The following is a 5376-nucleotide window of genomic DNA, read 5'->3' as shown; positions in this document are numbered from 1 at the left end:
CCGGTGCGCAAAACGACGCCACAACCAGAGTAGTTAAAGTTACGAAGTCAAACTAGCCCAACTGTTGGCCCGCGACGGGCTGCAATTGCAGAAAGAAGCGCAGAATGAGGCTAAATGGAATCCGGAAGAGGCCATTAACAAATACGAGAAGGCGCTGGATAAATACGAGCAGGCCCTCGCCGTGGACAAGGCTCAACCCATTGCCAAAAAAGGCGAACCGGAAGTGAAGCAAGCCCTGGAAGAATTAAACATGAAGCAGGGCGACCAACAGGCCAAAGAGGGCGAGCAAGCCAAAGCGAATGATCCCGCCGAGGCAGCGGAAAAATTGCAGGATGCGTTGAGCCATTACAAGGAGGCGCTGAAAATTAACCCGGAAAACCAGGAGGCGCCGCCCAAGATTGCCCGGCTCGAAAAGACCCTGCCGCAATTGCTGAACGAGTTGGGTAAACAGGAGCAACAACAGGCCTCCGAACAGGAAAGCAAATCCCTGGAAAAGGCGGTTTCCCATTTGGAAAAAGCCGCCACCAGTTACCAACGCTCCCTGGAAATCAAGCGGGTCAACCCCGAGGCACAACGCGGCGAAGAGCAGGTGCGCCAGGACCTCACCCGCCTGCGACAACAGTTGGCCAGGAAAAACCAGTCCAAACCCAAGCCGCCCCAAAATCAGCGGGCCAAGGAAAAACCACCGATGGAGAGCTTCAATGCGCTGCTCATGAATGTCAAAGACGAGGACAAGCAGCGCGAGTATGAACAATCCCGCCGGTCGCCCGTGGACCAATATGATCCGCAACTGAACCGGATCTATAAATACTGGTGAGCCGAGTTAAAAACTCAGCAACATCTGCCAGATATACATGTTGCCGAAAGCATCCACCTGTTCCCAGACGCGTTTGACGAGGTCCTGGTCGCCCGTGATTTCGGGCAGCTCCTTCACCTTCTCTGCCCAAGGGAAACAGGTGCCCGGCGCTAGGTGCGGGGCAGGGCGTCCGGTCGTGCCTGCAACCAGCCGGCGGCTGGCGATGGAGGCGGGCAGTTCACACGGAGGTGTGGCCGTAGGCGGCTGGTAACTGCCAGCGGAATAGGTGCCATGCTCGTGGCAGACCTGCGTCATTACCTTCATATTCTCAATATCGGTGTCATTTTGCATGATGGCGCCGGCGTCCATGATATAGCCACCATCCTTGGCGACCTCGTGGATGACCCGCAGGCAGAATTCACGGACTTCCTCCGGTTTGCCGTAACTCAGCAGCACGTTTGGAATGCCGCCGCTGAGGGCAAATTTATCGTGCAACCGGCGATGGACTTCAAAGAGGTCATCCTGGTCGCAGTGAAAGACAATGCTGCGGTCGGGTAATTCGCGGAAGGTTTCAAAATGATGTTTCCATTTGCCTTCGGCATAAAAGAGCGTCTGGTGCCCGTGTTTCCAGAATTCCTCAATGCACGGTTTGAGTGTGGGCCAGTAGTGGGAATCAAACTGACGCGGGTTGATGAACGGGACACAGCCGCGATGCATCCAAAAACCGATGGGCACCAGTTTGCTGGGATCGGCGGTGGTCAGCCCGACATTGACCAGGTGCGGCATAAGCGCCTCGCAAGCAGCGAGTACTTTTTTTGGCTGGGTGGCCATGTCCATGGTCAAGCCCACATAGCCCCGCAATTTATCAGCGATGATGTCGAAAGGCGCCTTGAAAATGCCGGAGATGGCCGAGGCGGTGCCGCATTCGGTGCGCATCCGGCCCACTTGCGGTCCGAACGCGTAAAAGTAACTCAACATCGCCATGGAACTTTTTACCAACGCGAGATTGTTGCGGTAGGTGGCGGGGGAGCCGATCTTGCTGACCTCGGTGGAGACCCGCGGCAGCCAGACGTTGTAGAGAAAACCGGTGGGGTCCTGGATCAACGCATCATATTCATCCTCGCGCATGAACGCACCATCCTCGGGTGGTTCAATATAATTGAAACCACTGGTGTGTGGGATGCCAATACCGGGGATGCCGTAGTAGCGCAATCCTGCCGCTTGGGCGAGCCCGGTCCAGACATACACCATGTTGGGCACGACGGCGTCCCACTGGAAATCCTTGGCGGTCTTGATGGCGGCCTCGAACGCTTTGCTGTAATCATGCACGACTTCCTGGCACGTATAACCGGCGTAACGCGCGGTAAATTCAGCCACGAACGGGCGGAGGGGAATCCGATCCGGCTTCTCGTTGCGCATCGCGGTTACGTACCGGTTTAACCGTTCCTGGTAAAGCTGTTCCATATTCATCGGGATCATGGCCAGTATTATAGAGGAAGCCGGGGGGGACGGCTAGGAAAAAAACGTGAGCAGAAAAGTTGTGAACGTAGTTGGGTGCCCCAAGGTCCAACTCATAGTGGCAAGATATATTTGTCTTCCGCAAGGAATATGATATACGTTCTACAAGTTTAGGATCGAGAAAACCAACAACCAAAAAAACGTATGAGTAACATCAGTCAAAAAAGAACGTGGCTTGGAATCGGAGGGTCTTCATTATTAACCGGAACGATGGCCTTGTTTTGCTCGGCAACCTTGTTGCTGGCACAGCAGCAGTCGGCACCGTTACAACTGACCATCATCGGTAACGGCAAAGTGACTGGTGCCGCCAATGGCCAGTTGATTAAAATTGGCAGTAAAGTCACCCTTACCGCCGTGCCAGCGGCCGGATATATTCTATCCAATTGGACTGCCAACGTCACCAATGAAGTTTCCACCAAAGCCACCTATGTTTTCACGAATCAACCCGGGTTGCTGATTACGGCGACATTCGTGACCAATCCCTGGCCCGCGCTCAAAGGCGACTATAATGGGCTCTATGCGCCGGAATCCGGCATGGGAATACCCGTCACCATTTCAAACGCCGGCACGATCAAGTTGACCATCACCGACAAAGGTGCTTTTACCGGGCAGTTGCTCAATCGGGGATTGGCTGTTCCGATTAGTGGCGCATTCAATATTCGGGGAGAGGTGCAGTTGGCGGTGCCGCGTCCCGGCAAACCCACATTGCAGGTGGCACTCAGCCTTGATCCGCAAGATTCGGTGATGCGATCGGTTACCGGAACGATCGGAGAGGCGGGAGCGACAAATCAGGTGTTCGTGTACGCCACGCCGAAGGTGGCGACCCTGGCTTCCGGCAGTGCCGCGTCGCTGTGCGGTAATTACACCTTGAGTTTTTCTCCGAGCGGGGCAATGGGATATGGAGCGGCGGTGATGACGATCAAAGCTCCCAATCAGGTGCTGATAACCGGCAATCTGCCGAATGGCGCAGTTTTAAATGTGAGCAGTCTGATTGTGGGTAATAGTTCCTCGCTTGGCGTGCCGGTATTCGCCCCTTTGGGCGGTAAAGGACTGTATGCCGGCTGGATAACGATAACCGAAAATGGCGGTAGCTGGCTTTTCTCCGAAGTTCCCACGTGGTATCAATCCGATGGATCAGACAGCGGGATAACCACGCAACTGGATCGCTACACCAAACCAGCGGCTGGACACACGGTCACTGGTTGGACCAACGGGGTGGTTGAATTTATGGATGGCGGTCTTCCGGACAACGTTCCGCCCAGTTACGTGAGTGCGACCGATAAACTGATCAAGGTGTGGCAGTCCACCGTTAATTTGAGTGTTACGGTGGATTCAGCCAGCGGTGTGTTCAGTGGATCATTTGTGAATCCGGCCACCAAGAAAGTGACACCGTTCAAGGGGGTGTTCGTGCCCGATGCTGTCAGTGGCGCTCTTCAGGGACGTGGCTGGTTCATGGGACCCACAGGTACTGGCAGCATACTCATCTCCCAGACGGATGTGCAACCGCCGCCGGACTGGGCGCCGAAGTTGCTCACCGGGGTGTCCCTCCAGCTTACCGACAGCTCGAACGACGTTCAAATGATCATTTTTTCCACCGTTTCGCAAGGGGCCTCGACTTCTTCCCATGATGCAAGTGCGTTCACATACACGTATCAAAAGACTGGCCTTGCCACAGGCAAACTGAAAGTCATTGGGCATGAAAGTGTGCTGTTGCTGGACCTGATTTTCACTGGAGCGGATATGATGGATATTTCTGGGACCGAGACCAGAACCGGGAGTGGCAGTGCTGATGTCAGTTATACCGGCACCATCATTTCCACCCACGCCATGTATGCGCCGACCACCTTGAGCGGCCAGACTTGGCAGGCTACCAGTCAAAAAGACAACTCTACCAGTATGGCTACTTTCAACGGCAAACAGGTGCAAATCCAGGATAATTCGGGGGCCAAGCAAGGCACCTTTACGTACTTAAAAACCGGAGCGAATACCGCCACGGTGACGACGCTGATCCCGCGGCAAACAGGCGATTCAGTGGTCATAACCTTCACGTCAGCGACCACCGCCTTTGGGAAAAATTCAAAAGGCGATACATTATTGTTGCAACAACAGGCATTAATGAAATAGGTCATTGGACATGCATTACAAACAGGCGCGGCTTGCGGGCTGCGCCTGTTTTGTTTGTGGACAACCACAAGCGCGCTGGTTTACGGCTTTCCAGCCATGGCTACCCCTCATCGACCGCCCTCAAAAGTCCGTCGAAAAAAAATATAAAACAGCACTTGCAATTTATCCGGTCATGAAGCAGAGTGTGCGCGTTGTTTGAAGCGAGCGTAGCTCAGCCTGGTAGAGCATCACGTTGCCAACGTGAGTGTCGAGGGTTCGAATCCCTTCGCTCGCTCCATTTTATTTCCTCTGAGTTAACTAATTGCAAGTGCCTGATTAGCAGCGTGTTTGCGGTTTTACTGCCGTGCGTGCCAAACACCCTTAAATGCCGTGTCCGGGCCTTGTATGACGGACATTGATCCGGGCCAGCCCTTTTAGTGTCTCCGGCTGCGGCTTTGGAGCTTTCGGCTGAGGCTTTTTGCTCATCTGGAACAGCTTTTATGTTTTACGCGTAAAATTCCTGTTTGGCAATGACTTATGCTATAGTTTCCAGCGCCAAAAGCCCGCGCGGGGCGCGCATGTTCGAGGTGCAATATTGCCTGGGCGATACGTCCGTGCCCGCCAATTGGAAGCTCGGCACGCAGCACAGCTACTGCCACAAAATTAAGATTGCCGGCCTGGAGCGCGGCAAGGACTACGCGTTCCGCATCCATGCCATTGGCCAAGACGGCCCCGGCCCATGGTCGGAGGTGGTCGTTTTTATGCCGTCTTGAAGCGGTTCGGTTTAAGTCGCCGCCCGGCGCTCCTGGGGACTCATGAAGCGCATCCGCGCCGCATCAATCGGCCTTCAGCGTCACCGCATAGACGTTGGCGCGGCCCCGTTCCCCTCTCATGACGCTCCGGCTAGCTAGAGCCCGTCCCGGAAAAGCCGTTTTCAAAACATGCATAAGATAAGCTAT

Annotated in this window: 5 protein-coding genes and 1 tRNA gene; 5 read left to right on the top strand and 1 reads right to left on the bottom strand. The window is 54.6% G+C overall.

What is annotated here, in order from left to right; genetic code table 11:
- Positions 1 to 64: 64 nt before the first annotated feature.
- A complete protein-coding gene (locus WCO56_28725) occupies positions 65 to 817 on the top strand; it encodes a hypothetical protein (protein ID MEI7733587.1) in 753 nt (250 codons plus the stop codon).
- Between the two features lie 6 nt (positions 818 to 823).
- Here the strand turns inward: WCO56_28725 and WCO56_28720 are convergent, their stop codons facing one another.
- Entirely contained in the window at positions 824 to 2275 is a 1452-nt protein-coding gene (locus WCO56_28720; protein MEI7733586.1) for a uroporphyrinogen decarboxylase family protein, read from the bottom strand.
- A 249-nt stretch (positions 2276 to 2524) separates the two neighbouring features.
- On the opposite strand from WCO56_28720, the gene WCO56_28715 reads away from it, so the two are divergent.
- The 4 genes from WCO56_28715 to WCO56_28700 all read left to right on the top strand — a co-directional run bounded on the left by WCO56_28715 (position 2525) and on the right by WCO56_28700 (position 5190).
- On the top strand, positions 2525 to 4438 hold the full coding sequence (locus WCO56_28715) for a hypothetical protein (GenBank protein ID MEI7733585.1): 1914 nt from the start codon (positions 2525 to 2527) through the stop codon (positions 4436 to 4438).
- A 10-nt stretch (positions 4439 to 4448) separates the two neighbouring features.
- A complete protein-coding gene (locus tag WCO56_28710; protein MEI7733584.1) occupies positions 4449 to 4637 on the top strand; it encodes a hypothetical protein in 189 nt (62 codons plus the stop codon).
- A gap of 1 nt (position 4638) precedes the next feature.
- Positions 4639 to 4715: transfer RNA gene (locus WCO56_28705), tRNA-Gly, on the top strand.
- Between the two features lie 232 nt (positions 4716 to 4947).
- Positions 4948 to 5190, top strand: coding sequence for a fibronectin type III domain-containing protein (locus WCO56_28700; GenBank protein MEI7733583.1), 243 nt, complete (start codon positions 4948 to 4950; stop codon positions 5188 to 5190).
- Positions 5191 to 5376 lie beyond the last annotated feature (186 nt).

It is taken from the genome of Verrucomicrobiota bacterium (assembly GCA_037139415.1).
Classification (GTDB): Bacteria; Verrucomicrobiota; Verrucomicrobiia; order Limisphaerales; family Fontisphaeraceae; genus JBAXGN01.
This window is presented reverse-complemented; position numbering and strand designations above follow the sequence as displayed.